The 26941-nt window shown below is 61.5% G+C and carries 26 protein-coding genes; 12 read left to right on the forward strand and 14 right to left on the reverse strand.

Going from position 1 to position 26941, the window contains the following annotated elements; all coding sequences use genetic code 11:
* Positions 1 to 2: 2 nt before the first annotated feature.
* The 9 genes from mrdA (at position 3) to ACM6I6_RS29715 (ending at position 9573) form a co-directional block, all read left to right on the forward strand.
* Positions 3 to 1898, forward strand: coding sequence for a penicillin-binding protein 2 (gene mrdA, locus ACM6I6_RS29675; protein WP_274074455.1), 1896 nt, complete (start codon positions 3 to 5; stop codon positions 1896 to 1898).
* Between the two features lie 31 nt (positions 1899 to 1929).
* Positions 1930 to 3033 carry a rod shape-determining protein RodA gene (gene rodA / locus ACM6I6_RS29680; RefSeq protein ID WP_274074601.1) on the forward strand — a complete coding sequence of 368 codons (1104 nt, stop codon included), beginning with the start codon at positions 1930 to 1932 and terminating at the stop codon, positions 3031 to 3033.
* A 17-nt stretch (positions 3034 to 3050) separates the two neighbouring features.
* Positions 3051 to 4061: a lytic murein transglycosylase B gene (gene mltB, locus ACM6I6_RS29685; protein ID WP_274074456.1), complete on the forward strand. Its 1011-nt coding sequence runs from the start codon at positions 3051 to 3053 to the stop codon at positions 4059 to 4061.
* On the forward strand, positions 4061 to 5068 hold the full coding sequence (locus ACM6I6_RS29690) for a septal ring lytic transglycosylase RlpA family protein (protein ID WP_274074457.1): 1008 nt from the start codon (positions 4061 to 4063) through the stop codon (positions 5066 to 5068). Before mltB ends, ACM6I6_RS29690 begins: the two co-directional genes overlap by 1 nt.
* Positions 5069 to 5264: 196 nt before the next feature.
* Positions 5265 to 6422 (forward strand): D-alanyl-D-alanine carboxypeptidase family protein, encoded by a 1158-nt coding sequence (locus ACM6I6_RS29695; RefSeq protein WP_274074458.1) that lies wholly within the window; start codon positions 5265 to 5267, stop codon positions 6420 to 6422.
* An 85-nt stretch (positions 6423 to 6507) separates the two neighbouring features.
* Entirely contained in the window at positions 6508 to 6783 is a 276-nt protein-coding gene (locus tag ACM6I6_RS29700) for a DUF493 domain-containing protein (protein WP_003215438.1), read from the forward strand.
* Positions 6783 to 7430 carry a lipoyl(octanoyl) transferase LipB gene (lipB, locus tag ACM6I6_RS29705; protein ID WP_274074459.1) on the forward strand — a complete coding sequence of 216 codons (648 nt, stop codon included), beginning with the start codon at positions 6783 to 6785 and terminating at the stop codon, positions 7428 to 7430. Before ACM6I6_RS29700 ends, lipB begins: the two co-directional genes overlap by 1 nt.
* A 1-nt stretch (position 7431) precedes the next feature.
* Positions 7432 to 8454, forward strand: coding sequence for a lipoyl synthase (gene lipA, locus ACM6I6_RS29710; RefSeq protein WP_406591207.1), 1023 nt, complete (start codon positions 7432 to 7434; stop codon positions 8452 to 8454).
* A gap of 171 nt (positions 8455 to 8625) precedes the next feature.
* Positions 8626 to 9573: a S66 peptidase family protein gene (locus ACM6I6_RS29715; RefSeq protein WP_414921166.1), complete on the forward strand. Its 948-nt coding sequence runs from the start codon at positions 8626 to 8628 to the stop codon at positions 9571 to 9573.
* 150 nt (positions 9574 to 9723) lie between these two features.
* Here ACM6I6_RS29715 and ACM6I6_RS29720 read toward each other — a convergent pair whose 3' ends face one another.
* The 5 genes from ACM6I6_RS29720 to leuS all read right to left on the reverse strand — a co-directional run bounded on the left by ACM6I6_RS29720 (position 9724) and on the right by leuS (position 15762).
* A complete protein-coding gene (locus tag ACM6I6_RS29720; protein ID WP_274074461.1) occupies positions 9724 to 11046 on the reverse strand; it encodes a lytic murein transglycosylase in 1323 nt (440 codons plus the stop codon).
* A gap of 62 nt (positions 11047 to 11108) precedes the next feature.
* Entirely contained in the window at positions 11109 to 11273 is a 165-nt protein-coding gene (gene arfA / locus ACM6I6_RS29725; RefSeq protein ID WP_056855798.1) for an alternative ribosome rescue factor ArfA, read from the reverse strand.
* A gap of 111 nt (positions 11274 to 11384) precedes the next feature.
* Entirely contained in the window at positions 11385 to 12422 is a 1038-nt protein-coding gene (gene holA, locus ACM6I6_RS29730; RefSeq protein WP_274074462.1) for a DNA polymerase III subunit delta, read from the reverse strand.
* Between the two features lie 39 nt (positions 12423 to 12461).
* Complete coding sequence (gene lptE, locus ACM6I6_RS29735) at positions 12462 to 13067, reverse strand: LPS assembly lipoprotein LptE (protein WP_414921167.1); 606 nt, start codon at positions 13065 to 13067, stop codon at positions 12462 to 12464.
* An 88-nt stretch (positions 13068 to 13155) separates the two neighbouring features.
* Complete coding sequence (gene leuS / locus ACM6I6_RS29740) at positions 13156 to 15762, reverse strand: leucine--tRNA ligase (RefSeq protein ID WP_414921168.1); 2607 nt, start codon at positions 15760 to 15762, stop codon at positions 13156 to 13158.
* Between the two features lie 280 nt (positions 15763 to 16042).
* On the opposite strand from leuS, the gene ACM6I6_RS29745 reads away from it, so the two are divergent.
* Positions 16043 to 16363 (forward strand): hypothetical protein, encoded by a 321-nt coding sequence (locus ACM6I6_RS29745; RefSeq protein WP_274074465.1) that lies wholly within the window; start codon positions 16043 to 16045, stop codon positions 16361 to 16363.
* A gap of 105 nt (positions 16364 to 16468) precedes the next feature.
* Positions 16469 to 17230 (forward strand): YdcF family protein, encoded by a 762-nt coding sequence (locus tag ACM6I6_RS29750; RefSeq protein ID WP_414921169.1) that lies wholly within the window; start codon positions 16469 to 16471, stop codon positions 17228 to 17230.
* Between the two features lie 99 nt (positions 17231 to 17329).
* Here the strand turns inward: ACM6I6_RS29750 and lnt are convergent, their stop codons facing one another.
* From lnt to miaB, 5 genes are all read right to left on the reverse strand, one after another.
* Positions 17330 to 18853 (reverse strand): apolipoprotein N-acyltransferase, encoded by a 1524-nt coding sequence (gene lnt / locus ACM6I6_RS29755; protein ID WP_274074467.1) that lies wholly within the window; start codon positions 18851 to 18853, stop codon positions 17330 to 17332.
* Between the two features lie 15 nt (positions 18854 to 18868).
* Positions 18869 to 19708, reverse strand: coding sequence for an HlyC/CorC family transporter (locus ACM6I6_RS29760; protein ID WP_046815833.1), 840 nt, complete (start codon positions 19706 to 19708; stop codon positions 18869 to 18871).
* A gap of 5 nt (positions 19709 to 19713) precedes the next feature.
* Complete coding sequence (gene ybeY, locus ACM6I6_RS29765) at positions 19714 to 20208, reverse strand: rRNA maturation RNase YbeY (protein WP_274074468.1); 495 nt, start codon at positions 20206 to 20208, stop codon at positions 19714 to 19716.
* Complete coding sequence (locus ACM6I6_RS29770; protein WP_274074469.1) at positions 20201 to 21208, reverse strand: PhoH family protein; 1008 nt, start codon at positions 21206 to 21208, stop codon at positions 20201 to 20203. Before ACM6I6_RS29770 ends, ybeY begins: the two co-directional genes overlap by 8 nt.
* A gap of 214 nt (positions 21209 to 21422) precedes the next feature.
* The gene (gene miaB, locus ACM6I6_RS29775; protein ID WP_274074603.1) at positions 21423 to 22751 is read right to left on the reverse strand and encodes a tRNA (N6-isopentenyl adenosine(37)-C2)-methylthiotransferase MiaB; all 1329 of its coding nucleotides are present in this window, start codon (positions 22749 to 22751) and stop codon (positions 21423 to 21425) included.
* A 132-nt stretch (positions 22752 to 22883) separates the two neighbouring features.
* On the opposite strand from miaB, the gene ACM6I6_RS29780 reads away from it, so the two are divergent.
* On the forward strand, positions 22884 to 23213 hold the full coding sequence (locus ACM6I6_RS29780; RefSeq protein ID WP_008066015.1) for a DUF1820 family protein: 330 nt from the start codon (positions 22884 to 22886) through the stop codon (positions 23211 to 23213).
* Positions 23214 to 23333: 120 nt separating this feature from the next.
* Here ACM6I6_RS29780 and ACM6I6_RS29785 read toward each other — a convergent pair whose 3' ends face one another.
* The 4 genes from ACM6I6_RS29785 to ACM6I6_RS29800 form a co-directional block, all read right to left on the reverse strand.
* On the reverse strand, positions 23334 to 23888 hold the full coding sequence (locus ACM6I6_RS29785) for a tetratricopeptide repeat protein (protein ID WP_274074470.1): 555 nt from the start codon (positions 23886 to 23888) through the stop codon (positions 23334 to 23336).
* A gap of 225 nt (positions 23889 to 24113) precedes the next feature.
* The gene (gene hemL, locus ACM6I6_RS29790) at positions 24114 to 25397 is read right to left on the reverse strand and encodes a glutamate-1-semialdehyde 2,1-aminomutase (RefSeq protein ID WP_008066019.1); all 1284 of its coding nucleotides are present in this window, start codon (positions 25395 to 25397) and stop codon (positions 24114 to 24116) included.
* A 16-nt stretch (positions 25398 to 25413) separates the two neighbouring features.
* On the reverse strand, positions 25414 to 26037 hold the full coding sequence (gene thiE, locus ACM6I6_RS29795) for a thiamine phosphate synthase (RefSeq protein ID WP_274074471.1): 624 nt from the start codon (positions 26035 to 26037) through the stop codon (positions 25414 to 25416).
* 18 nt (positions 26038 to 26055) lie between these two features.
* Positions 26056 to 26853 carry a hydroxymethylpyrimidine/phosphomethylpyrimidine kinase gene (locus ACM6I6_RS29800; protein WP_046815827.1) on the reverse strand — a complete coding sequence of 266 codons (798 nt, stop codon included), beginning with the start codon at positions 26851 to 26853 and terminating at the stop codon, positions 26056 to 26058.
* Positions 26854 to 26941: the final 88 nt, after the last annotated feature.

Below are 26941 nucleotides of genomic sequence, written 5' to 3' on the forward strand. Positions count from 1 at the left end.
TCATGTCCCAACCGATCCGCATCAAGGACCACGAAAAAGACGCCCGTCTGGTGCGTGGCCGCGTCGTGTTCGGTGCCATTGCAGTGGTGCTGCTCATTGGGGTGCTGATCGCGCGCCTGTATTTCCTGCAGGTCATCCAGTACGAATACCACTCGACCCTGTCGGAAAACAACCGCGTCCATGTGCAGCCGATTCCGCCGACCCGCGGCTTGATTTTCGACCGCAACGGCGTGGTGATTGCCGACAACCGACCCAGCTTCAGCCTGAGCATGACCCGCGAGCGCTCTGGCGATTGGCAGCAAGTGCTCGATGTGATCGTCGAAGTGCTGGAGCTGACGCCCGAGGATCGGGTGATTTTCGAGAAGCGCATGCGCCAGGGGCGACGGCCGTTCGAGCCGGTGCCGATCCTGTTTGAACTGACCGAAGAGCAGATCGCCCGCATTGCCGTTAATCAATTCCGCCTGCCCGGGGTGGAAGTGGTCGCGCAACTGGTCCGTCACTATCCGCAGGGTGCGCACTTTGCCCACTCGGTGGGTTACATGGGGCGGATCAACGAGAAAGAGTTGAAGTCGCTCGATCCGGTCAATTACAGCGGCACCCATCACATCGGCAAAACCGGCATCGAACGTTTCTACGAGCCGGAACTGCACGGCCAGGTGGGTTACGAGGAAGTCGAGACCAACGCCCGCGGACGCGTATTGCGGGTGCTCAAGCGTACCGAACCGATTTCCGGCAAGGACATCGTCCTGAGCATGGATATCAAGTTGCAGGAAGCCGCTGAAGCCGCGCTTGGCGGGCGTCGTGGCGCGGTGGTGGCGCTGGACCCGAAAACCGGCGAGGTGCTGGCGATGGTCAGCCAGCCGAGCTTCGACCCGAACCTGTTCGTCACCGGCATCAGTTTCAAGGCCTATTCCGAGCTGCGCGACTCCATCGACAGGCCGCTGTTCAATCGTGTCCTGCGTGGCCTTTATCCGCCGGGTTCGACCATCAAGCCGGCGGTAGCGATCGCGGGGCTGGACGCGGGCGTGGTGACCGCGTCATCCCGGGTGTTCGACCCGGGTTACTACATGCTGCCCAACTACGATCACAAATACCGCAACTGGAACCGTACCGGCGACGGCTTTGTCGACCTGGATACGGCGATCATGCGGTCCAACGATACCTACTTCTATGACCTGGCCCACAAGCTGGGGATCGATCGGTTGTCGGCGTACATGACCAAGTTCGGCATTGGCCAGAAGGTCTCCCTGGACATGTTCGAAGAATCGCCGGGGCTGATGCCGACCCGCGAATGGAAGCGAGCGACCCGCCGACAGGCGTGGTTCCCGGGGGAAACGCTGATCCTGGGGATCGGCCAGGGCTACATGCAGTCGACGCCATTGCAGCTGGCCCAGGCCACGGCACTGGTGGCCAACAAAGGCGTGTGGAACCGTCCGCACCTGGCCAAGACCATCGAAGGCGAGAAGCCGGTGGACGAGAACCCGATGCCGGACATCATCCTGCGCGATCCGTCGGACTGGACGCGGGTCAACCATGGCATGCAGCAGGTCATGCACGGCGCCCGGGGCACCGCGCGCAAGGCCTCGATCGGTGCGCAGTACCGGATTGCCGGCAAGAGTGGTACCGCCCAGGTGGTGGCGATCAAGCAAGGCGAGAAGTACGACCGTTCCAAGGTCCAGGAGCGTCATCGCGACCACGCCCTGTTCGTTGGTTTCGCCCCGGCCGACGATCCGAAGATCGTGGTGTCGGTGATGGTCGAGAACGGTGAATCCGGCTCCGGCGTGGCCGCGCCGGTGGTGCGTCAAGTCATGGACGCCTGGCTGCTGGGCCAGGACGGCCGCCTGAAGCCCGAATACGCCGCCCCAATCAGTGCAGAGGCAACCGCCCGTGATGAATAATTTTGATCGCATGCTCTCCAGCGAGGATGTGATGCGTCGTCGTGCAACGCTGCTGCAGCGCCTGCACATCGACGGCCCGCTACTGATCCTGCTGCTGACCCTGGCTGCCGGCAGCCTGTTCGTGCTGTATTCGGCCAGTGGCAAGAGCTGGGATTTGCTGGCCAAGCAGGCGACGTCGTTCGGCATCGGCCTGGTGTCGATGATCGTTATCGCTCAGTTCGAACCGCGTTTCATGGCGCGCTGGGTGCCGGTCGGTTATGTGATCGGCGTGCTTTTGCTGGTCGTGGTTGATGTCATGGGCCACAACGCCATGGGCGCCACGCGCTGGATCAATATTCCCGGCGTCATACGCTTCCAGCCTTCGGAATTCATGAAGATCCTGATGCCGGCGACCATTGCCTGGTACCTGTCCAAGCGCACCTTGCCGCCGCAGCTCAAGCATGTCGGCATCAGCCTGATGCTGATCGGCATCCCGTTCATTCTCATCGTGCGCCAACCGGATCTCGGCACCTCGCTGCTGATCCTGGCCGGCGGCGCCTTCGTGCTGTTCATGGGGGGGCTGCGCTGGCGCTGGATTGTCAGTGTGCTGGCGGCCGCCGTGCCCGTGGCGATCGCCATGTGGTTCTTCATCATGCACGACTACCAGAAACAGCGGATCCTGACCTTCCTCGACCCTGAAAGCGATCCGTTGGGTACCGGCTGGAACATCATTCAGTCCAAGGCCGCGATCGGTTCCGGCGGCGTGTTCGGCAAGGGCTGGTTGCTGGGCACCCAGTCACACCTGGATTTCCTTCCGGAAAGCCACACCGACTTCATCATCGCGGTATTGGGGGAGGAGTTCGGCCTGGTGGGCATTTGCGCGCTGCTGCTGATCTACCTGCTGTTGATCGGTCGCGGGCTGGTGATTACCGCCCAGGCGCAGACCTTGTTCGGCAAATTGCTGGCGGGTGCCTTGACCATGACATTTTTTGTGTATGTTTTCGTCAATATCGGTATGGTCAGCGGCCTGTTGCCGGTGGTGGGGGTGCCGTTGCCGTTCATTAGCTACGGAGGAACTTCGCTGGTGACGCTGCTGTCAGCGTTTGGGGTTTTGATGTCGATCCATACCCATCGCAAGTGGATCGCGCAGGTTTGAATAAGGTGAAGAGTTCAATGCAAGCAATGCGTGGCTGGGCGACTCGATACGCGCCATGGGTCGGCCTGGTAAGCATCCTTGGCACTGCGCAACAAGCGTTGGCCGGCGATTACGACGGCTCGCCACAAGTGGCCGAGTTCGTCGGTGAGATGACCCGCGACTATGGTTTCGCCGGTGAGCAACTGATGGGCGTGTTCCGCGAGGCGCAGCGCAAGCAGTCGATCCTGGATGCCATTTCGAAACCGGCCGAACGGGTCAAGCAGTGGAACGAATACCGGCCGATGTTCATTACCGATGCGCGGATTGCCCGTGGCGTCGACTTCTGGCGTCAGCATGAGGCCGTGCTGGCCCGTGCCGAGCAGGAATACGGCGTACCGGCGCAGGTGATCGTCTCGATTATCGGTGTTGAGACCTTTTTTGGCCGCAATACCGGCAATTTCCGGGTAATTGATGCCTTGTCGACCCTCGGTTTCGACTATCCTCCCCGTGCCGAATTTTTCCGCAAGGAATTGCGTGAGTTCCTGCTGCTGGCCCGGGAAGAGCAGGTCGACCCACTGACCCTCAAGGGCTCCTACGCCGGCGCCATGGGCTTGCCGCAGTTCATGCCGAGCAGCTTTCGCGCCTATGCGGTGGACTTCGACGGAGACGGCCACATCAATATCTGGAACAACCCGGACGATGCCATTGGCAGCGTCGCCAGCTATTTCAAGCGCCACGGCTGGGTTGCCGGCGAGCCGGTGGTCAGCCGCGCCGACGTGCGCGGCGAACAGGTGGACGATGGTTTGACCGCCGGTATCGAGCCGACTAAAACCGTTGGAGAGTTGCGGGCCCTGGGCTGGTCAAGTCATGATGCGCTGCGCGATGATATGCCGGTTACCGCATTCCGCCTGGAAGGCGACAATGGCCCTGAATACTGGATGGGCCTGAAGAATTTTTACGCGATCACGCGATATAACCGCAGCGTGATGTACGCCATGGCCGTACATCAACTGTCTGAACAGCTGGTCCAAGCACGGGGCGTCAAGTAATGCGGGCATTGCCTATGAATAAACCCCTGAAGCTGATGGCATTTGCCGCGTTGGCAGTGCTGGTTGCCAGTTGTTCTACCAGCCGCGCGCCGGCGCAGAAGACTACCACCGCCGTGCGCTCGACGCCGGGGCTGGACATCAACCGTGCCCACAAGGATGGCGCGCCATGGTGGGACGTCGACGTTTCCCGCATCCCGGACGCCACGCCAACCCTGCACACCGGCCCATACAAGGCCAACCCGTACACGGTGCTGGGCAAGACTTACTTCCCGTTGCAAGAGTCCAAGACCTACGTGCAGTCGGGTACGGCGTCCTGGTACGGCACCAAATTCCACGGTCAGAACACCGCCAACGGCGAAGTCTATGACCTGTACGGCATGAGTGCCGCGCACAAGACATTGCCACTGCCAAGTTACGTCCGGGTGACCAACCTGGACAACAACAAGAGCGTGATCCTGCGTGTCAACGATCGCGGGCCGTTCTATTCGGACCGGATCATCGACTTGTCCTATGCGGCTGCGAAGAAGCTCGGTTACGCCGAAACCGGCACCGCGCGGGTCAAGGTCGAAGGCATCGACCCGCAGCAATGGTGGGCCGCCAAAGGCCGTCCGGCGCCATTGATGCTCAATGAGCCGAAAGTCGCGCAGAATAGCGCCCCGGTAATCACGGCCTCGGCCGGTACCGTCGAGCAATGGACGCCACCGCCGCAGCAACACGCCGCCGCCGTTGTCCCGGTACAAGTGGATGCAAAAAAAAACGCTTCTGCATCAGCGTCTGGCCAGTATCTGCAGGTGGGCGCGTTCGCCAACCCGGACGCTGCCGAACTGCTGAGGTCCAAGCTCAGCGGGATGGTGAGCGCTCCGGTGTTCATCAGCTCGATCGTGCGCAATCAACAGACACTGCATCGGGTGCGCCTGGGGCCGATCGGTTCGCCGGGTGAAATCCAGCAAGTGCAGAACAGTGTGCGCTTGGCTAATCTCGGTTCGCCGAGCGTAGTGACCGAGTAAGCCACTGAGTAATACGTAGAACTTGATTGACGGTTCATCTGCGGTTTTGGGGGGTGAACCAGGTTGTTGGCTCGTTGAAGAACAAAAGCCCGGCAAGGGTTACTGAGTGAGCAGCTGAACACGCGACGGCCCGTTAGAAGGCTGTCTGAATAGTTTTGCCCTCGGGCAAGTTTCCATTAGCGATTTCGAGAGACGGATGAACATCACCACCTTTGCCAAACGCCTGTGCCTTCTAGTCCCGCTGCTCCTCTCGCCTGCCGCATTCGCGGTCGAGATGATGCCGTCGCCACCGCAACTGGCCGCCAAGGCCTACGTGCTCATGGACGCCAGCAGCGGCAACGTGCTGGTCGAAAACAATGGTGACCAGCGTCTGCCGCCAGCCAGCCTGACCAAGCTGATGACCGCGTACATCGCGACCCTCGAAATCCGTCGCGGCCAGATCGGTGAAAACGATCCGGTGACCGTCAGCGAAAACGCCTGGCGTACCGGCGGCTCGCGGATGTTCATCAAGGTCGGCTCGCAGGTAACTGTCAGCGACCTGCTGCACGGCATCATCATCCAGTCGGGTAACGACGCCAGCGTTGCGCTGTCCGAGCACATCGCCGGCAGTGAAGACGCGTTCGCCGACATGATGAACAAGACCGTGGCTGACCTGGGCATGACCAACAGCCACTTCATGAACCCGACCGGCCTGCCGAACCCCGAGCACTACTCGTCGGCGCACGACATGGCCGTGCTGGCCCGCGCGATCATCCACGAAGACCCGGCTCACTATGCGATCTACTCGCAGAAAGAGTTCTTCTGGAACGGCATCAAGCAACCGAACCGCAACCTGCTGCTGTGGCGTGACAAGACCGTTGACGGTCTGAAAACCGGTCACACCGACGAAGCCGGCTACTGCATGGTGTCTTCGGCCGTACGTGATGGCATGCGCCTGATCGCCGTGGTGTTCGGCACCAACAGCGAAGTGGCTCGCGCCGCCGAAACCCAGAAGCTGCTGACCTACGGTTTCCGCTTCTTCGAAACCCAGACCTTCTATCAGAAGGGCACCGAACTGGCCCAGGCTCCGGTCTGGAAAGGCGCCACCAACCAGATCAAGGCAGGCCTGGCTCAAGACCTGACCATGACCCTGCCAAAAGGCCAGCTGAAAAAGCTCGCCGCCAGCATGACCATGAACCCGCAGCTGGTTGCGCCAATCGCCAAGGGCGACGTGATCGGCAAAGTCGAAGTCAAACTGGAAGACAAGGTGGTGCACAGCGCCGACCTGATCGCTCTGGATGGCGTCGAAGAGGGTGGTATCTTCCGTCGCATGTGGGATAGCATCCGTCTATTCTTCTACGGCTTGTTCAACTGATAGTGTGCACCAGCATGGCCCCCGCGCTGATCCGGCGTGGGGCTATGCCCGTCGCCACGGCTTACGCTTACGAGGCCGTTACGCCATGACCGATACCGAAGTAAAGGCGCCCAAGATCGAATTCCCCAACGTTGATTACCCGGTTAAGGTGATCAGCGATACTGGTGTGGGCAACAAGGACAAGATCATCGAGATCGTCAAGAAACACGCGACGATCAACCATGACCGCGTGGATGAGCGCCAGAGCACCAACGGCAAATACACCACCATCCAGTTGCACATCGTCGCGACCGACCAGGACCAGCTGTACAACATCAACAGCGAACTGCGAGCCACCGGTTTCGTGCACATGGTGCTGTGATGTCCGCCGCGGTGGGTTTTCGCGAGCTTGGCCAGATGGCTTACGAGCCGGTCTGGCATGCCATGCAGCGCTTCACCAACGAACGCGGCAGCGATGCCGCCGACGAGATCTGGCTGGTCGAACACCCGCCGGTCTTCACCCAGGGCCAGGCCGGCAAGGCCGAGCACTTGCTGCTGCCGGGCGATATCCCGGTGGTGCAGGTCGATCGCGGTGGCCAGGTGACGTATCACGGGCCCGGGCAACTGGTGGCCTACCTGTTGCTGGACGTACGCAAGCTGGGTTTCGGCGTACGCGACCTGGTGAGTCGCATGGAGGCATGCCTGATCGAACTGCTCGCCAGTTACGGCGTGACCGCCGCGGCCAAGCCGGATGCGCCGGGCGTGTACGTCGATGGCGCGAAAATCGCTTCCCTGGGTCTGCGGATCCGCCACGGTTGTTCCTTTCATGGCCTGGCCCTGAACGTGGACATGAACCTGGAACCGTTTCGACGGATTAATCCCTGCGGCTACGCCGGGCTGGCGATGACCCAGCTGAGCGATCACGCAGGATCGATTGAATTTGCCGAGGTAAGTGCCCGGCTGCGCGCGCAGCTCGTCAAACACCTCGACTATGCTGAGCAGACGACCCTCACGGGCGGAATCGACTGATATGACTACTGATGCAGTGCAAACCATGATCCCGACGCTCGATGTCACCGAGCGCCCGGCCCCGCGTGCCAAGGTTGAAGCCGGCGTCAAGCTGCGCGGCGCCGAGAAGGTTGCACGCATCCCGGTAAAGATCATTCCGACCACCGAACTGCCGAAGAAGCCTGACTGGATTCGCGTACGCATCCCGGTCTCTCCGGAAGTCGACCGCATCAAGGCCTTGCTGCGCAAACACAAGCTGCACAGCGTGTGCGAAGAAGCGTCCTGCCCGAACCTGGGCGAGTGCTTCTCCGGTGGCACCGCGACCTTCATGATCATGGGTGACATCTGCACCCGTCGTTGCCCGTTCTGCGACGTCGGCCACGGCCGTCCGAAGCCACTGGACGTCAACGAGCCGCAAAGCCTGGCCATCGCCATCGCCGACCTGAAACTCAAGTACGTGGTGATCACCTCGGTCGACCGCGACGACCTGCGTGACGGCGGTGCCCAGCACTTTGCCGACTGCATCCGCGAAATCCGCAAGCTGTCGCCGAACGTACAGCTCGAAACCCTGGTTCCGGATTACCGTGGCCGCATGGACATCGCCCTGCAAATCACCGCCGCCGAGCCGCCGGATGTGTTCAACCACAACCTGGAAACCGTGCCGCGCCTGTACAAGGCTGCGCGTCCGGGTTCGGACTACCAGTGGTCGCTGACCCTGCTGCAACGCTTCAAGCAGATGATGCCGCACATTCCGACCAAGTCCGGCCTGATGCTGGGCCTGGGCGAAACCGACGAAGAAGTCATCGAAGTCATGAAGCGCATGCGCGAGCACGACATCGACATGCTGACCCTCGGCCAGTACCTGCAACCGTCGCGCAGTCACTTGCCGGTGCAGCGTTTCGTGCACCCGGATACCTTTGCCTGGTTCGCAGAGGAAGGTTACAAAATGGGCTTCAAGAACGTTGCTTCCGGCCCGCTGGTACGCTCTTCGTACCACGCCGACGAGCAGGCGAAGCTGGTCAAGGCCGAGTTGATGTCGTCCTGATTCGGCCATGAACAAACAGCCCGCAACGTTCAATCGGCCTTGCGGGCTTTTTTTGCCTTTCTCACAGGCACATCAGTCTTTTCCTGCGACTGCGAGACGCTTGATCCGCTTCTGTTTGTCTGCGTTCCTGACTAATGTGTGCTTGATGCTTTCACGCAGGGAGATCCATGGATGAACGCAAGACCTGACCCGACGCTCATTCCTCACACGCCTGTACCGGCCTTGCCGATGCAAGGGCTGATCGCTGTTATCGCGCCTGCAGGTCCGGCGGCGCTGGACACCAAGAAGGCCATCGCCTGGATGCGTGCTCGCGGTTATGCGCTGCGGATTTTCCCCGGGGTGTTCGAGAAGGACGGCTACCTGGCCGGCAGCGACGAGGTGCGACTCAATGACCTGCATGCCGCGTTCATGGATCCCGAGGTCGATGCGATCATTTGCCTGCGCGGCGGATACGGTACCCCGCGGTTGCTCGATCGCATCGATTTCCAGCTGCTGCGCCAAAACGCCAAGCCATTCATCGGCTATAGCGACATCACCGCGCTGCATCTGGCGATCAGCCGCTACGCGGGTTTCGTGACCTTCCACGGCCCGTTGCTCAACGCCGATCTGCTGGGCGAGCGGCTGCCGCCGACCGAATCCTCGTTCTTCAACATGCTCAGAGGGCAGTGCAGGGCCGGTATGATGCTTGCCCATCCGGTTGGCCGCCCCTTGACGACAATCGTGCCGGGCGTCGCTTATGGGCGCCTTCTAGGCGGTAACCTGTCGATGATTGCCGCGACCATGGGCACGCCTTTCGAGATCGATGCCGCCGGTGTGATCCTGTTTATCGAAGACATCAACGAGCCGCTGTATCGCATCGACCGACTGCTGACCCATCTGCGGCTGGCGGGTGTGTTGCACAAGCTGCGTGGGGTCCTGGTGGGCGATATAGCGGGGGTAGAGGCACAGGCCCTGGATCGATTGCTGAAGCAGACCCTGGAACCGTTGTGCATCCCGGTGCTGTCCGGGTGGCGCAGCGGGCACTGCAATCCGAACCTGACGCTGCCGATGGGGGCGCTGGTGAAACTGGATGCGGGTAACCAGCAACTGGCGCTGGAACAAAACGTCGTAAGACGCTAAACCTCGCCCCCCCCCCCCCGTGTAGGAGCGAGCTTGCTCGCGATGGACGTCAACGATAACGCGTGTTTACTGGCTAAACGCGGCGCCCTTGAGTCCATCGTCGGAACGCCGCCCGGAGCAAGCTCGCTCCTACAACAGTGGGTAAAGCCTTCAGCGGCTACGCAATCCTTCCAGCAACTTGTGCGTCGGATAACCATCCGCCGGCCAGCCAAACGACTGCTGGGCGCTGCGGATCGCCTTGCGGGTATTGGCACCGATGATGCCGTCGGCAGTGCCCGCGTCGTAGTTCTGCGCACTCAGCAGGTTCTGCAGTTCGATCCGCTCGGTACGGCTCAGGGGCAGGTCATCCTTGGGCCAGGTGCCGCTGATCAACCCGGCGCCATTGAAGCGCTCAGCCAACAGGCTCACCGCCAGGGCGTAGGACGACGAGTTGTTGTACTTGAGAATCGCGCGGAAGTTGTCGAGCACCAGGAAGGCTGGGCCGCGATAGCCTGCCGGCAACAGTAGCGCCGCGGACAGTTGCTCGGAGCCAGCCGGGAACTGGCCGCCGTTGGGCAGCACCACGCCCAGTTGCCGCCATTCGGCGACGCTCTTGCGAATCGAGCCATCGGCGAGGATGTAGTTGAAACTGCCCGGCAGCTGCACTTCAAAGCCCCACGGCTGGCCTTTTTGCCAGCCGGAGCTTTGCAGGTAGTGGGCGGTCGACGCCAGGGCGTCGGTGGCGCTGCCCCAGATATCGCGTCGACCGTCGCCATCGAAGTCCACGGCGTGGGTGTTGTAGGTGGTCGGGATGAACTGGGTCTGGCCCATGGCGCCCGCCCAGGAGCCCAGCATTTTCTCGGGTTCGATATCGCCTTGCTGGAGGATCTGCAGGGCGGCGATCAATTGCGCGTGGGCGAAACCGGGGCGGCGGCCTTCGTAGGCGAGGGTGGCCAGTGAGTTGATCACCGACTTGCTGCCCTGGAACTGGCCGAAGTTGCTTTCCATGCCCCATACCGCGACCAGTGCCTGGCGGTCGACGCCGTAGCGCTGTTCGATACTTTGCAGGATGCCGGCGTACTGCTCGACCAATGCCTGGCCTTTGCGAACCCGCAGCGGCGACAGGGCGCCATCGAGGTATTCCCACACCGGTTTTGCGAATTCCGGTTGGCTGCGGTCGGCGCGGATCACGCTCGGGTCAACGCTGACATTGGCGAAGGCGCGGTCGAACAGGTCGGCACGGATGCCGGCGGCCAGGGCGTCCTTGCGAAAACCCGCCTGCCATTCGGCGAAGGTCTGGGTTGGCTGGATGTCGAGATTTTCACCGGTTGGAACCACGGGTGGAATGACCGCCGGGGCGGTGGCGACAGGCAGAGTCTGAATCGGCTGGGCGTCGGCGGCGGTGGGTTTTTCCGCGCAGGCGACTAGCAAGATGAGGCTGGAGGCAGCGATCAATTGGCGAAACTGCCAACGACGGGAAAGACAAAGGGGCATGCACGGGTCCAGGGAAAACGAATCAGGTATAGACCTTAACATGTTGAGCGGTTGCTTGCCTTTCAGGCCGCCAGAAAGTAAGAAGCCTCCCAGTTGTCAGACTGGAAGGCTTCGCGGCGGTAGCTGCCTTTACCCTTGCCGGCTCGTTCCTGTCGGCTGCGGAACAATGGCTGGGCGATGATGGATTTGGCCTTGTTGGGGCCGCGTTTGGACGGCTTTTTGCTCATGATGGGCGCTCGCAAGTGAGGGGTTTTTGCGGGGCAAATCATCGGCCGAAGTTGGGCGGCTGTCTATAGCGCAAATGCATGTGTGTTTTTTGAGGCTGCGATCTTTTGATTTTATTCAGCAGGCAACGCCAATCGCTGCCCAGCCATCAACAACGTCAGGCGACTCAAGCTCATCCACGGCGAACCCGCCGCCTGGCCCTTGATCTGCGCGTCAATGCGCTGGGCTTCGAGCAGCAATTGCGCCCAGCGTTGCGCCGAATAGCGTTGCAGGGCCTTGCTCATCAGTGGTTTGCGCTTGTCCCAGACCGGCGGTCTGGCCTGGCTGAAGGCCTTGTCCAGTGGCGTGCCCTGGCTGTACTGCAACGAAATGTTGGCCAGCAGCCGCAGTTCCCGGGCCAGGGCCCAGAGAATCACCGGGGGCTCGACGCCTTCACCGCGAAGCCCTTCGAGCATCCGCAGCGCGTGGGCGGCTTCGCCATTGAGAATGGCATCGGTCAGGCCGAAAACGTCAAAGCGTGCACTGTCGGCCACCGCGGCCTGTACGGTTTCGATGGTGATCTGGCCGCCTTCGGCCATCAGCTTGAGCTTTTCGATTTCCTGGGCGGCGGCCAACAAGTTGCCCTCGACCCGGGCGGCGATCAACTCGACGGCGTCCTGGCTGGCGGACAGCCCGGCCTGGGACAGGCGCTGACGGATCCAGCTGGGCAACTGGTTGGCATCCACCGGCCAGATCTGCACGAACTGGGTCTGTTGGCCTTCGACCAGCGCCTTGCCCCATTTGGTTTTCTGCGCGCTGCCATCAAGCTTCGGCAGGCTGATCAACAGCAGCGTGTCTTCCGCTGGTCGCGAGCAGTACTCAATGAGCGCGGCAGCACCTTTATCGCCGGGTTTTCCGGAAGGCAGGCGCAATTCCAGCAGGCGTTTTTCAGCGAACAGCGACATGCTGGCGCCGGCTTGCAGCAAGGTTCCCCAGTCGAAACTGGCGTCGGCGGCGAACACCTGGCGTTCGTCGAAGCCTTGTTGGCGCGCGGCGGTGCGGATGGCGTCGGCGGCTTCCTGGCACAGCAAGGGGTCATCGCCACTGACGACGTAGACCGGCGCGAGGGCGCCTTGCAGGTGTTTGGCGAGTTGGGCAGGGGCGAGCTTCATAAGAGGGGGCAAACGGGGCGCCGGGGCGCCCCGTAAGGCTTACTGCCGAGGCAGTTCGATGGGAGACTGGCGCGGTGTTTCCGCTTCAGCCTTCTGCGCTGCTTCCAGCGCCGCGGCTTCCGCCTTGGCCTTGGCTGCCGCCGTTTGCTGCAACTGGTCCAGCTGGGCCGGGGTGAATTGCTGCAGGCGCAACATCATGCGTTGAACCAGCTCGCGACGCATTTCCCTGCGCGCATCGCTGGCTTCCTGGTCGGAACCTACCAGGTTGTTGCCGTCATGGATGAACACCTTCTGCACTTCGAGTTTGTCGCTCAGCAGGGGCAGGTTGCCCTGGCCGCGAATGTCATAGCTGAGCACCGTGCTCAGTTGATATTCGCCCGTACGACCGGCGCCTGCGTAGCTGAGGATGCGCTGGGATTCCTGCTGGTCAGTCAGGATGAGTTTGTAGGGGGCGCCGCTGTAGACGTTGACGCCGCTGCTGACCAGCGACTGGCGCAGTTGTGTCACGGTTTCGCCGTAGGCGTCGCGGGCGCTCAGGTCGAGTTCCTTGATCGCCAGTTCGGTGGTGCCGGTGCCGCGTAGCTGGAAGCCACAGGCGCTCAACAGGACTGCGAGGCCTATCACCAGCAAGTTGCGTTTGATCATTGTGTTGCTCCCCTTGAAACCATGTGGGCCAATCAAGCGGCCCGAAAGGTTTTATTCGGCGCCTGGCATGGCCAGGCGCCTGATCCAATTAGCTGGCGACGATGTTGACCAGTTTTCCGGGCACCACGATCACTTTGCGAATGGTCAGACCATCGACGAAACGCAGCACGTTCTCGTTGGCCCGGGCGGCGGCTTCGACGTCTTCGCGACTGGCGCTGGCGGGCATTTCTATCTGGCCGCGCAGCTTGCCGTTGACCTGGATGACCAGCGTCAGGCTGTCCTGCACCAGGGCGCTTTCGTCCAGCACCGGCCAGGCGGCGTCGATCACCGGGTCGGCGTGACCCAGGCGATGCCACAGCTCGTGGCTGATGTGCGGGGTGATCGGCGCCAGCAGCAGGGTCACGGTTTCCAGGCCTTCCTGAACCAGCGCACGGTCCTGTTCGGTGCCTTGTGCGGCTTTTTCCAGCACGTTCATCAGCGTCATCACCTGGGCGATGGCGGTGTTGAATTTGTGGTTCTGGCCGACGTCGTGGCTGGCCTGCTTGATGGCCTGGTGGATCGAACGGCGAATGGCTTTCTGCTCGTCGTTCAGGCTGGCGACGTCCAGTTTGCCCGGCAGGCCCTGGGTGACGTGCGTTTGAGCCAGGCGCCAGACGCGCTTGAGGAAGCGGTGCGAACCTTCGACCCCGGAGTCGGACCATTCCGCGCTCATGTCAGGTGGCGAGGCGAACATCATGAACAGACGGCAGGTGTCGGCGCCGAACTGGTCGATCATCGACTGTGGGTCAACGCCGTTGTTCTTCGACTTGGCCATCTTCTCGGTGCCACCGATTTCCACCGGCAGACCGTCGGCGATCAGCTTGGCGCTGATGACCTTGGCCTTGCTGTCGCGTTCGAGCTCGACGTCCGCCGGGTTGAACCAGGTGTAGGCACCGTTGGCTTCGCGACGGTAGTAAGTCTCGGCGATCACCATGCCCTGGGTCAGCAGGTTCTTGAACGGCTCGTTGGAGCTCACCAGGCCTTCGTCGCGCATCAGCTTGTGGAAGAAGCGCGCGTAGAGCAGGTGCAGGATCGCGTGTTCGATACCGCCGATGTACTGGTCCACCGGCAACCAGTGGTCGGCCGCCGATTTCTCTACCAGGCCACCTTCATAGTGCGGCGAGGCGTAGCGGGCGTAGTACCACGAGGACTCGACGAAGGTGTCCATGGTGTCGGTTTCACGCTTGGCAGGCTGGCCGCATTTCGGGCAGCTGCACTCGTAGAACTCGGGCATGCGCGCCAGTGGCGAACCGGCGCCATCGGGTACGACGTCTTCCGGCAGCACGACAGGCAATTGATCTTCCGGCACCGGCACGTCACCGCAAGTATTGCAGTGGATGATCGGGATCGGGCAGCCCCAGTAGCGCTGACGGCTGATGCCCCAGTCGCGCAGGCGGAACTGGGTGCGCGAGGCGCCCAGTTCTTTCTTGATCAGCGCCACTTCGATGGCGTCGAAGGCACCCGCGAAGTCCAGGCCGTCGAACTCGCCGGAATTGATCAGCGTGCCGTACTCACCGTAGGCGTCTTGCCATGGCGCCGGGTTGGTGTCACCTGCGCTTGTGCGCACCACGGATTTGACCGGCAGGTTGTACTTGTGGGCGAACTCGAAATCGCGTTCGTCGTGGGCCGGAACAGCCATCACCGCGCCGTCGCCGTAGTGCATCAACACGTAGTTGGCGACCCATACCGGCAGTTTTTCACCGGTCAAAGGGTGCTCGACAAACAGGCCGGTCGGCAGGCCTTTTTTCTCCTGGGTGGCGACGTCGGCTTCGGCGACGCTACCGCCCTTGCATTCGGCGATGAACGCTTGCAACTCCGGGTTGTTTTTGGCGGCGAGGGCGGCCAGGTGGTGCTCGGCAGCCACGGCGACATAGGTCGCGCCCATCAGGGTATCCGGACGGGTGGTGAAGACTTTCAGTGCACCGGCTTCGCCGATGGAGTCGACGTTGTACGGGAACTGCACTTCCATGCCGCGGGATTTGCCGATCCAGTTGCGCTGCATGGTCTTGACCTGTTCAGGCCAGCCAGTCAGTTCGTCGAGGCTCTCCAGCAGCTCATCCGCGTAGGCGGTGATCTTGAAGTAGTACATCGGGATTTCGCGCTTTTCGATCAGCGCGCCGGAACGCCAGCCGCGACCGTCGATCACCTGCTCGTTGGCCAGGACGGTCTGGTCGACCGGGTCCCAGTTCACGGTGCCGCTTTTCTTGTAGATCACACCTTTTTCGAACAGGCGAGTGAACAGCCATTGTTCCCAGCGGTAGTAATCGGGCTTGCAGGTGGTCACTTCGCGCGACCAGTCCACCGCCAGGCCCAGGCTGCGCAGCTGGGTCTTCATGTAGGCGATGTTCTCGTAGGTCCACTTGGCGGGCGCTACGTTGTTCTTCATCGCGGCGTTTTCCGCCGGCATGCCGAAGGCGTCCCAACCCATGGGTTGCAGGACGTTCTTGCCGAGCATGCGCTGGTAGCGGGAGATCACGTCGCCGATGGTGTAGTTGCGCACGTGCCCCATGTGTAGCTTGCCGCTGGGGTAAGGGAACATCGACAGGCAGTAGTAGGTCTCCTTGCCTGGCTGTTCACTGACTTCAAAGGACTTTTGCTCGTCCCAGAACGACTGGGCGGCGGCTTCGATTTCACGGGGCTGATATTGTTCGTGCATGGCTACTTTTGAACTGAATAGGGGTGGCCTAATCCTCTTCAATGCGACCTTGGACGGTGAGTGCGCCAATTCGGCGTTTCGGTGTCCAGAGGAGCTGGAAGTGGAGTTACAGGAAGCGCCGTAGCATACATGACCGCACTCTATCGAGGGAAACCCTGATTACTGCCGCGCGTCTCGCAAAAACCGCTGCGAGGGCCGTTGGTCGCGGCGTCCAGCCGGTTTGTCGATGGAAGCTAAGCTCTAAATGGGGAGTAGGTCTTATCTTCCAATGAGGTGAGGGATGGTTGAGTCACGGCAAAAAGCTACAAAACCGGAGTTGTACGAAAGACTGATCGATCGTTTGGGCATGGCCCTTGATGCAGCCAAAACAGCTGGTCGGCTGCGCGATGAACGCCCTTTGGAACTGGAGTTGCGTGGCTTGAGCCCCGCAGAGTTTGCACTGGTCAAGGCGTACCTCGATCGCAGTGAGCGTGAAACGCAGGGATGCTTGTCTGAAGCAGTGAAGCAACTCGATGCACCACGTTCGGCCAAGATCATCTGGCTCAAGGACAAAATACCTGGCAGAGACGCGGTAAAGGTCCGGTCCCTGCAGTTCAAGTAAGGCATAGAGCCATGCTCCACGGTTTTCTGAAGCATAGTCCTTCCGTATTTATTGTCGCATTGCGTCAACCCACTTAGGCTTCGGGCATCTTTAAGGAGATGCCCGATGCCTTTTCGCTATTTCGTGAAACACCTTCTGATGCCGCCCGGCGTCCTTATCCTGTTGCTGGTGCTCGCCTGGTGGTGGCGCCGCTCAAGACCGCGCCTTGCCGGATGGTGTTTTGCGCTGGGCGTGGGCGGGTTCTGGTTGATGAGCCTGCCGGTGATGGTGCAATGGGGCGCCGGGCTCCTTGAGCGTGAAGCCCCTTTGCCTCGCGACGAGTGGGCAACCCTGGCCCAGCGCGCCGATGCGATCGTGGTGCTGGGGGCCGGGCGCGAACGGAGTGACCTGGCCTGGGGCAGTGATCAACCCACCGGAATGGCCCTGGAGCGAGAACGCTATGCCGCTCGCCTGGCAAAGGCCTCGGGCTTGCCGATCCTGACCAGTGGTGGCTTGCATTACGGCTCGCCGCCCACCGAAGCCAAAATGATGGCTGACTCAATGCGCGATGATTTTGGCGTGGCTGTGCGGTGGCAGGAAGGGCAAAGCCGAACCACCTGGGAAAACGCGACATTCAGCGCCGAAGTCCTGTTGCCTGAGGGCATCAAGCGCGTGGTGGTGGTCACCCAGGCCTGGCACATGCCGCGCGCGGTCTGGAGTTTCCAGAAGGCCGGGTTTGAAGTGGTGCCGGCACCAGTCGGATTCCTGGGCGTGAACAACGCCGAGCCGCTGGGCGGCTGGATGCCGGAATTCAAGGCCATCTGGCGCAGCGGGCAGTTGTTGAATGAGGCAGTGGGGCAGATCGCTTATAGGCTTTTCTACCGCTGAAAAGCAAAAGATCGCAGCCTTCGGCAGCTCCTACAATTGGAATGCAATCCCCTGTAGGAGCTGCCGCAGGCTGCGATCTTTTGCAGGCGACACAAATCTTCAGACGGTCTTGGCCATCCGGCTGGCAATCAACGCCCAGCCAAACAACAGCACACAAACAATGATCAATGGCCACGACCGCCATTGCAGGTACGGTGTGAGGTTGTGCATTGGCACCACTTCGCCGTACAGGATGCCGCGTTCGAACTGCGGGATCTGCGTGGTGATCTGGCCAAACGGGTTGATCAGGCCGGTCACGCCATTGTTGGTCGCGCGGATCATCCAGCGGCCCGCCTCGAGCGCGCGCATCTGCGCCATCTGCAAGTGCTGCAGCGGGCCGATGGAGGTGCCGAACCAGGTGTCGTTGCTGATGGTCAGCAGCAGGTCGCTTTGCGCGGCAAGGCCGGCGGCGAACTCCGGGTACACCACTTCGTAGCAGATGAACGGCGCAATCTGGTAACCCTTGGCTTGCAACATGGCCTGGTCGGAAGGGCCGCGGGCAAAGTCCGACATGGGCAGGTCGAAGAATGCAATCAAGCCGCGCAGCACATCCTGCAACGGCACGTATTCGCCAAACGGCACCAGCTTTTGTTTGAGGTAGGTGCCGTCGCCTTCGCCCACCACGGTAATTCCGTTGTAGAAACGCTTCTGCTGGTGGACGACTTCGCGGATCGGTACGCCGGTGATCATGGCTGAATCGCGCTCGGCGGCGAATTTCCCCATCATGTCCAGGTAGCCCTGGGCAGATTCCTTGAGCACCGGGACCGCGGTTTCCGGCCAGATCAGCAAGTCGACCCGTTTCGAACTGAAGCTCATGTCGCGGTACAGCTCCAATTGCGCGTTGAGCTGCGCCGGATCCCACTTCATGCTCTGTTCGATGTTGCCCTGGAGCGCCGCGACACTCAGGGGGGCGCCCGACGGGCTGGTCCAGGCGTGGTGCTTGAGCGCCAGGCCGGCCACCCACGGGCCTGCCAGCAGCACAACGCCCACGGCGATGAAGCCTTTGCGTCCCGTGCGCACCAGGCGCACGGCGTTGTAGATCAATGCAGCCGTCAGGGCCAGGGTGAAGGATATCAGCCACATTCCGCCAACCGGCGCGAGGCCGGCCAGGGGGCCGTCAAGCTGGCTGTAGCCAGAGTAGAGCCATGGGAAACCGGTCAGGAACCAGCCACGAAACGCTTCCTGGCCGACCCACAGCGCCGCGAAGGCCAGGGTGTCTGCCAGTGGTGCTTCATTGCGCCGCAACCAGCGCGCCCAAATCCAGGCGGGCAGGGCGAAGAACCAGGCAATCGCCGCCGTGAAGATCAGCATCAGGAAGCCGGCCAGCAGCACCGACGCGCCACCGAAGTGATGAATGCTGTAGTAGATCCAACTGGTGCCGGCGCCAAACAGGCCGAAGCCGAAACACCAGCCACGCCCCAGGGCCTGGCGTGGATTCAGTTCGCGCAAGCCGGCATAGAACAGCCCGACCGCCAGCAGTGCCAGTGGCCAGATATCGAACGGCGCCAGGGCCAGGGTGGTGATTGCACCGGCCGCCACGGCCAGCAGGTTACCGGGCCAGCCGGGGCGGGTTGTCCAGCGCATTTCAATCCTTAGGTTTTACCGGGCGATAGGTGTCAGTCGCAGCAAGTGAATCCGCCGACTGTCGGCGTTCAGGATGCGGAAGCGATAGGCGCCGATTTCAGTGATTTCGTTGCGTTTTGGCAAGTGCCCGAACGCGCTCATCACCAGGCCGCCCACGGTGTCGAATTCGTCGTCGGAAAATTCGCTGTCGAAGAACTCGTTGAAGTTCTCGATCGGCGTCAGGGCCTTGATCAGGAAGTCGCCGCTGGGCAGTGGCTTGATGTAGCTGTCTTCTTCGACGTCGTGCTCGTCTTCGATGTCGCCGACGATCTGTTCCAGCACGTCTTCGATGGTCACCAGGCCCGCCACGCCGCCGTATTCGTCAATGACGATGGCCATGTGGTTGTGGTTGGCGCGGAACTCACGCAGCAGTACGTTCAGGCGCTTGGACTCCGGCACGAACGTGGCCGGGCGCAGCAGGTCCTTGATGTTGAAACTGTCGCCGTTCTCCCTGAGGATCAACGGCAGCAAGTCCTTGGCCAGCAACACGCCCATCACGTCATCGTGGCTTTCGCCGATCACCGGGTAGCGGGAGTGGGCCGAATCGACCACGGCAGGCAGGAACTCGCGAGGTGTCTGGGTCGCCTTGATGCTGACCATCTGCGAGCGCGGGACCATGATGTCCCGTACCTGCAGGTCGGCCACCTGGATAGCGCCTTCGACGATGGCCAGCGCTTCGCTGTCCAGCAGTTTGTTCTGGTGTGCATCGCGCAGCAGCTCCAGCAGCTCCTGGCGGTTCTTCGGCTCGTGGGCAAAAGCCTGGGTGAGCTTACCCAGCCAAGACTTCTGCCCGTTGCTCGATCGATCTTCGCTCATAGCGATTACTCTGAATCCTTTGTTGTTTCGGTAGGGGGTACTTCGATTTCGTCGTCCGCGTACGGATCGCGATAGCCCAGTTCTGCAAGCAACGTTCGTTCCAGTGCTTCCATCTCTTCGGCTTCGTCATCTTCAATATGGTCGTAACCAAGCAGATGCAAGCAGCCGTGGATCACCAGATGCGCCCAGTGGGCCTTGAGTTCCTTGCCCTGCTCGGTGGCTTCGCGCTCGACCACCGCCACGCAGATCACCAGGTCGCCCAGCAGCGGGATGTCGAGAAACTCGTCCGGCACATCGGCGGGGAACGACAGGACGTTGGTGGCGTAATCCTTGTGCCGCCAGGTGTTGTTCAGTTCGCGGCCTTCGGCTTCGTCGACCAGGCGAATGGTCATTTCCGAGTCTGCGGTGCGCTGGCGCAGGGCCAGTTCGCACCATTGGCGGAACTCGGCTTCGCTGGGGGCGGGCGCTTGGGTCGCGATTTGCAGGTCAAGCTCAAGCATCGCGTCGGCTGTCCCTGGCGGCGGCATCATCGGCCGCTTTGGTTTCGAAGCGCTCGTAGGCTTCGACAATCCGCTGCACCAATGGATGGCGCACAACGTCCTTGGGCTGGAAGTGGGTGAAGCTGATGCCCGGCACATCCTTCAAGACTTCGATCACATGGTGCAGCCCGGACTTGGTGCCGCGAGGCAGGTCGACCTGGGTGATGTCACCGGTGATGACGGCCGTGGAGCCGAAGCCGATCCGGGTCAGGAACATTTTCATCTGTTCGACCGTGGTGTTCTGGCTTTCGTCGAGGATGATGAAGCTGTTGTTCAGCGTCCGGCCACGCATGTAGGCCAGTGGCGCGACTTCGATCACCTGGCGCTCGATCAGCTTGGCGACGTATTCGAAACCGAGCATTTCATACAGCGCGTCGTAGAGCGGGCGCAGGTACGGGTCGATTTTCTGCGACAGGTCACCCGGCAGGAAGCCGAGTTTTTCACCCGCTTCGACCGCCGGGCGCACCAGCAGGATGCGGCGGATCTGCTCGCGTTCCAGCGCATCTACCGCACAGGCGACGGCCAGGTAGGTCTTGCCGGTACCGGCCGGGCCAATGCCGAAGTTGATGTCGTTACCGAGGATTTCCTTCACATAGCGCAATTGATTCAAGCCGCGAGGGCGAATCATGCCTTTCTTGGTGCGCAGGGCGACGGAGGCTTCGGCAGGCGAGTGGTTATCCAGCTCTTCGACGGCGGATTCCTGCAGGAACAGGTGCACCAAGTCCGGTGACAGCTCGGTACCCTTGGTTTCCCGGTACAGGCGGCGCAGGAGATTTTCCGCGGAGGTGGTGTGTTTTGGCTCGCCGATCAGCTCGAACTGGTTTCCGCGGTTGCGGATCTCGATGGTCAGGCGCTGTTCGATCAAGCGCAAATGCTCGTCGAATTGCCCGCACAGATTGGCGAAGCGGCGAGCCTCAAAGGGCTCGAGGATGAAACGATGTGGTTCGATGGGTGCGTTCAAGGTCGTATTTAGCCGCCCTGGGGCAATTGGAATGATTCAAGGATAGCGCCAGTGGCGCGGGTGCGAAAGCTCTTAAATAAGGCAACCCGATTCTCGCCTCTGGCGCTGTACCTGTGAGAGCGGGCTTGCTCGCGAATGCGGTCTGTCAGCGCCGTTAATGTCGACTGACACGCCGTCTTCGCGAGCAAGCCCGCTCCCACAGGGATCTTCGGTGTTATTGAATCAGCGAGCCCCGCAGCGAGTGTGGCTGTGCGGCGTCGATGTGCACGTCCGCGAACTGGCCGATGAGGGTCGGATTGTCGCAGCGGAAGTTGACGATACGGTTATTCTCGGTCCGGCCTTGCAGCTCGCCGGGGTCTTTCTTGGAATAATCGGTTACAAGAATCCGCTGAATCGAACCGACCATCTGTCGGCTGATCTCGAAACCTTGCTGGTTCAGGCGATGTTGCAGGGCGTTGAGGCGCTCTTTCTTCAGCTCTTCCGGCGTCTCATCGGCCAGGTCGGCGGCGGGTGTACCCGGGCGCTGGCTGTAGACGAAGGAGTAGGAGAAGTCGAAGCCGACGTCCTGGATCAGCTTCATGGTCTGTTCGAAGTCTTTTTCAGTCTCGCCGGGGAAGCCGACGATGAAGTCCGAACTGATGCAGATTCCCGGCACGGCGGCGCGTAGCTTGCGCAGTTTGGATTTGTATTCCAGCGCCGTGTGGTTGCGTTTCATCGCCGCGAGGATTCGGTCCGAGCCCGATTGCACCGGCAGGTGCAGGTGTTTCACCAGTTCCGGCACGTCGGCGTGGGCCTGGATCAGGCTGTCGGAGAATTCCAGCGGGTGCGAGGTGGTGTAGCGGATGCGGTCGATGCCATCGACCGCGGCGACCACGCGGATCAGTTCGGCCAGATCCGCCAGGCGACCGTCGTGGGTCTTGCCGCGATAGCCGTTGACGTTCTGCCCGAGCAGCGTCACTTCGCGTACGCCGTGTTCGGCCAGGTGAATGATTTCGGCAATCACGTCGTCGAACGGCCGGCTGACCTCTTCACCGCGGGTGTAGGGCACCACGCAGAACGTGCAGTATTTGCTGCAACCTTCCATCACCGACACGTAGGCGCTCGGGCCGTCGATGCGCGGCTCGGGCAAATGGTCGAATTTTTCGATTTCGGGGAACGAGACGTCGACTTGCGGCAGCTTGCTGATGCGTGCGGCGTCGATCATTTCCGGCAGGCGGTGCAGCGTCTGCGGGCCGAACACCACGTCGACGTACGGCGCGCGATCGCGAATGGCGGCGCCTTCCTGGCTGGCCACGCAGCCACCGACGGCGATCACCATGTCCGGGTTGGCCAGCTTCAGTTCGCGCCAGCGGCCCAGCTGGGAATAGACGCGGTCCTGGGCGCGCTCGCGGATCGAGCAGGTGTTGAGCAGAATCACGTCGGCGTCTTCAGCGCGCGCGGTGACTTCCAGGGCCTGGTGTTCGCCCAGCAGATCGACCATGCGCGAGCTGTCGTACTCGTTCATCTGGCAACCGTGGGTTTCGATGTAAAGCTTCTTGGCCATGGACAGGGTCATCACGTGATTCAAAGAACCGCGCATTATAGGGAACATGCACTCAGGTTCCTACCGCTGCGCGTCCGGCGGCTATGCTATAGTTCGCGCCCTCATTTTTATCCCCGATGTGTTTCGCCTGCCATGACCAAACGTGAAGCTCCAATCTACAAGGTGATTTTCCTCAACCAGGGCCAGGTGTTCGAAATGTACGCCAAGCAGATCTATCAGAGCGATCTGTGGGGCTTCCTGGAAGTGGAAGAGTTCGTCTTTGGCGAGCGCACACAGGTAGTCGTCGACCCGAGCGAAGAGAAGCTCAAGGCCCAGTTCGAAGGGGTCGTGCGCAGTTTCGTGCCGATGCATTCGATCGTGCGCATCGACGAGGTCGAGCGCCTGGGCACACCGAAAATCAGCGAAGCCCGCGGCACGGTCGGCAATGTGATGCCGTTTCCGGTGCCGATGCCTGAGAAGTAGGCCTCAAGACCGAGTCGCCCCCTTCGCGAGCAAGCCCGCTCCCACAATGGATCTCCAGTGAAGAGATTGAATGTGGGAGCGGGCTTGCTCGCGAAGGGGTCAGACAGATCAATACAGAAATCAGGGAAGCGGCGCGAACGGCGTACGCCCATCGGCGCTCTGCAATTCCATCAGGTATTTACGGAAAATTTGCCCCAGCACCTGGGTGGCGACTTCCAGTTCCTGGCGGGGCATTTGTTCGGCGACTTCGTCGGCGGTGTCGAGCGCTTCTTCCGCGCCGTTGACCGCGGCCATCTTCAGCACGATATACGCCTGAATGTTATTGGCCGGTACGCCTTCGCCATGAAAGAACATGGTACCGAGTTTGAATTGGGCCTGGGCGTGGCCTTGCAGCGAGGCCTTTTCGAAGTAGCTCAAGGCTTTATTGAGATCGCGTGGCGCGTTTTTACCGTCGTAGTAGAACTCACCCAACTCGTATTGCGCTTGAGCATCCCCTTCATCCGACGCTTTCTGGCAGGCGGCAAGTGCCTGGGCCAGGTCTTGCGGCTGGGTATTGAGGGTGCAGCGACCCATCGCTGGGATTAACAACGAGTTACCGCCTGCTTGTGCGAGCGCGAGCAGGGGCTGAAGGAGCAACAGGCAGCCCAGTGAAAGGGCGCGGCCGGTGCGGTTCATGGGAATCGACTTACCTCTGAGGGGCGCGCGGACCCATCGAGGGGATCCAATAAGCGCGCATTATGAAATAAGCAGGGCCAACCTTACAAAGTCTTTACTCGTTTTTCTGCTGCGCGGGAAATATATCGCCCACTTTGTTCGGGATTATTAGCAGATGAGTAGGAAAAAGGGCAGGAGCGTAGGCAAAAGCTGACGCTGGTGATGGCCAGCGTCAGCGCTACGGCGTTACTTCAGTGCAGCAAATGCGCGCTCGGCGGCATCCAGGGTCAGTTTCAACTCGGCTTCGCCGTGGGCGATCGAGGTGAAGCCGGCTTCGAATGCGCTTGGCGCCAGGTACACGCCACCTTCCAGCATCAGGTGGAAGAAACGGCCGAACAAGGCTGCGTCGCTGGCCATCACGTCATCGAAGGTCACGATGTCGTCGGCGCCACTGAAGTACAGGCCGAACATGCCGCCGGCCTGGGTGGTCACGAAGGGAATGCCTGCCGCATCGGCACGCACTTGCAAGCCGTCGAGCAGGCGAGTGGTGTAGTCGGTCAGTTCGTCGTGGAAGCCCGGGCGGCTGATCAGGCGCAAGGTGGTCAGGCCCGCCGCCATCGCCAGCGGGTTACCCGACAATGTACCGGCTTGATAGACCGGACCCAGCGGGGCGATGCGCGACATGATTTCGCGCTTGCCGCCGAAGCAACCCACCGGCATGCCGCCGCCGATGATCTTGCCGAAGGTGGTCAGGTCTGGCGTCACGCCGTAGTGAGCCTGGGCGCCGCCGAGGGCAACACGGAAACCGGTCATCACTTCGTCGAAAATCAGCACCACGCCGTGCTTGTCGCACAAGGTCCGCAGGCCTTCGAGGAAGCCTGGGGCCGGTGGCACGCAATTCATGTTGCCGGCGACCGGCTCGACGATGATGCACGCCACATCCTGGCCGACTTCGGCGAGCATGGCTTCAACCGCATCGATGTCGTTGAACGGCAGGGTCAGGGTGTGTTTGGCGAACGCCGCCGGTACACCCGCCGAGCTCGGCACACCTTGGGTCAGGGCGCCGGAGCCGGCCTTGACCAGCAGGCTGTCGGAGTGACCGTGGTAGCAGCCTTCGAACTTGATGATGCTGTCGCGACCGGTGAAACCACGGGCCAGGCGGATTGCGCTCATGGTCGCTTCGGTGCCGGAGCTGACCATGCGCACCATTTCCATCGAGGGTACGAGCGAGCAGACCAGATCAGCCATCTGGGTTTCCATCTCGGTCGGCGCGCCGTAGGACAAGCCGTGTTCAAGCTGCTTGCGCACGGCGTCCAGCACGTCCGGGTGGCTGTGGCCGAGGATCATCGGGCCCCAGGAGCCGACGTAATCCACATAACGCTTGTCGTCTTCATCGGTGACGTAGGCGCCTTCGGCGTGCTTGAAGAACAACGGCGTGCCGCCAACGCTCTTGAACGCGCGAACCGGCGAGTTCACGCCACCGGGAATGTGTTTCTGGGCATTGGCAAACAGCGTTTCGGAACGAGACATGATCGGGCTCTCAAAATCAGATTTTTAGTAGTTCGTTGAAGGCGCGGGCGCGGCGGGTCACTTCAGCCGTGCTCTGGGCGCCGAACAGGCCATGCACCACCGCCAGCAGATCGACGCCGTGGGCCACCAGCGGGGCGGCGTTGTCCAGGGTGATGCCGCCGATCGCGCAGATCGGCAGGTGCAACTGCTTGCGGGCCTGGTCGAGCAAGTCGAGGCTGCAGGTCGGTGCGCCGGGCTTGGTGGTGGAATTGAAGAAGCGGCCGAAGGCGACATAAGTGGCGCCCTCCCTGGCAGCTTGCTCGGCCAGTTCGAGTTGCGCGTGGCAAGTCGAGCCGATGATGGCTTTGGAGCCGAGCAGGGCGCGGGTCGGCGACAGCGGGCCATCGGTCTGGCCCAGATGCACTCCCACGTTCAGGCGTGCGGCGAGCTCGGCGTCGTCGTTGATGATCAATCGGGTCTTGTAGCGTTCGCACAGATCGCGCAGGGCCTCGGCCTCGCGCAGTCGACGGGCTTCATCGCTGCTCTTGTCGCGATACTGCAGCAGGGTGACGCCGCCTTCCAGCGCCGCCTCCACGTACGAAAGGAATTTACCGGCCAGCAACTGGCTGTCGGTAATGGCGTACAGGCCACGTAGTTTCATCGAGCAGGCCTCATGGCGTTACGAACAGAAGTCCAGAGGCAGGCGGCGTGGCACGAATTGGCCTTTGCCCAACTGCTCCGCATCGCGCAGGGTGCGCCACGTGTAGTTAAGTGCAGTCTGTACGGCGCTGGCGAGGTTTTCACCTTGGGCCAGACGGCCGGCAAGGGCACTGGCCAGGGTGCAACCCGAACCGTGATAACTGCCGGGCAGGCGTTGGCAGGTGTAGGTTTCGCGCAAGCCATCGCGGCTGTACAGGCGGTTGTGGATTTCGGTTTCGTCGCCATGGCCGCCGGTGATCAGCAGGTGTTTGACGAACGGCAGGAGTTTTTCAGCGCACTGGTCCGCGGTGCCTTCCGGCAGTTCGGCGAGGATCCGGGCTTCGGGAAGGTTGGGGGTGGCGATGATCGAGAGCGGCAGCAGGCGTTCGCGCATGGCGTAGCCGACTTCGTCCTTGCCCAGGCGACCGCCGCCGCCGGCACGCAGCACCGGGTCACAGACCACCGGCAAGTGCGGGTGCGCCGAGAGCAGTTCGACCACGGTGTCGACCATTTCCAGGGAGCCGAGCATGCCGAGCTTGACGGCCGCGACTTCGGAATCGTTGAGCACGGCGTTGGCCTGGGCCAACACCCACTCACGGTCGAGCACGCGGAAATCAGTGACATTGACAGTGTCCTGCACGGTCAGGGCGGTGACGGCCGGAGCCGCATGGCAACCCTGGGCGAGCAAGGCTTCGATATCTGCCTGCAAGCCGGCGCCACCACTTGGGTCGTGGCCGGAGAGACAGAGGACAACGGGGCGAGAGCTGTAGATATTCATGGTGCGCGAGCTTACCACCAAACATCTTTTTTCGGTGCGTGCGCATAACCGCAGACAGCTGCGCGACCTTCAAAAGATCGCAGCCTTC

The organism is Pseudomonas sp. IT-P218 (assembly GCF_949767605.1).
GTDB lineage: Bacteria > Pseudomonadota > Gammaproteobacteria > Pseudomonadales > Pseudomonadaceae > Aquipseudomonas > Aquipseudomonas putida_AE.